The sequence below is a fragment of the Mitsuaria sp. TWR114 genome (assembly GCF_007997345.1).
This window is the reverse complement of the sequence record NZ_VOSR01000793.1, coordinates 1-1,325: the sequence shown is the minus strand read 5'-3', so window position 1 is coordinate 1,325 and position 1,325 is coordinate 1. Positions and strand designations below refer to the sequence as shown.

The following is a 1,325-nucleotide window of genomic DNA, read 5'->3' as shown; positions in this document are numbered from 1 at the left end:
CTGGGCGACTTCCGGCGCGGCCAGCCACTGTCCGTGTCCGACCTCCTCCTTCTCGAGCCCGACCAAGCCGATCGCCACGCGCTGCCCGGCCGACGCCTTGACCGCCACCGCGTTCTGCGCATGCAGGCTGCGCACCCCGCGCGCGCAGCGGCGCCTGGCCCGGCGCGGGCGGCAGCACCACGAGCTCGTCGCCGACGGCCAGCTCGCCCGCATGCGCGGTCCCCGTGCAGACAGTCCCGACGCCCGACAGGCTGAACACCCGATCGACCGCGAGCCGGAAACCCAGCCCAGCCCCCACGCGCGGCGGCAGCGCCGCGGCTTCGGCGATCAGGTGCTCGCGTAGCGGGCGCACGCCGGCGCCCGTTGTCGCGGCGACCTCGAAGATCGGCGCGCCCGCGAGCGCCGTGTCCGCCACAAGCGCCCGGATCTCGTCATGCCGACGCGCACGGGTCGCGGCGTCCACCCGATCGCATTTGGTCAGCGCGATGGTGGCCCGCTCCAGGCCCAGCAGCGACAGCAGCGCCAGGTGCTCGCGGGTCTGCGGCATGCGCCGTCATCGGCGGCCACCAGCAGCAGCGCATGGTCGATGCCGGTCGCGCCGGAGAGCATCGTGTGCACCAGGCGCTCATGCCCGGGCACGTCGACGAAACCGATGCGCCGGCCGGCACCGTCGCCCCCTCGCCCCCCTCGCCGCCCACGCCCTGGCCTTCGCCCCACCCCTGGCCGGGAACAAGGTCCAGATACGCATACCCCAGCGCGATGCTGATCCCGCGCCGCTTCTCTTCGGGCAGGCGGTCGGTGTCGACGCCGGTGAGCGCCTTCACCAGCGTCGTCTTGCCATGGTCGATGTGGCCGGCGGTCCCGACGATCACGCGAGCGACTCCTTCAGCTGCGCGAGCTGCTCGATGAACGCCGCCTCCTCGCGCGCCTCGTCCAGGCAGCGCAGGTCCAGCCAGAGCTCGTCCGACTGCACCCGCGCGATCACCGGCAGCGGCAGCGCGCGCAGCGCGGTCTGCAGCTCGTCGAGCGCGCGTCCCACGCCGCGCTTGCCCGGCAGTTGCGGCGTCAGCACCAGCCCCGCCGACGGCAGCGTCTCCACCGGCAGCGACCCCGAGCCGATCTGTCCGCGCATCGTGCTCACCCGCACCGCGAAGCGCGGCGCGACCGCGGCCTGGACGCGCGCCAGCAGCCGGTCGGCCTGCGCCTCGATCTGATCGACCGGGCGGGTCAGCAGCCGCAGCGTCGGCAGGTCCTGCGTCAGCCGGTCCGGCCGCAGGTACAGCCGCAAGGTCGCCTCCAGCGCCGCCAGCGGGAGCTTGGACAGC

At 74.4% G+C, this 1,325-nt stretch carries 2 pseudogenes; both read right to left on the bottom strand.

The features are described 5' to 3' along the window. Positions 1 to 609, bottom strand: a pseudogene (locus FUT87_RS31485) (GTP-binding protein); the annotation flags it as partial. A 259-nt stretch (positions 610 to 868) separates the two neighbouring features. Continuing rightward, positions 869 to 1,325: pseudogene (locus FUT87_RS24230) on the bottom strand (L-seryl-tRNA(Sec) selenium transferase); the annotation flags it as partial.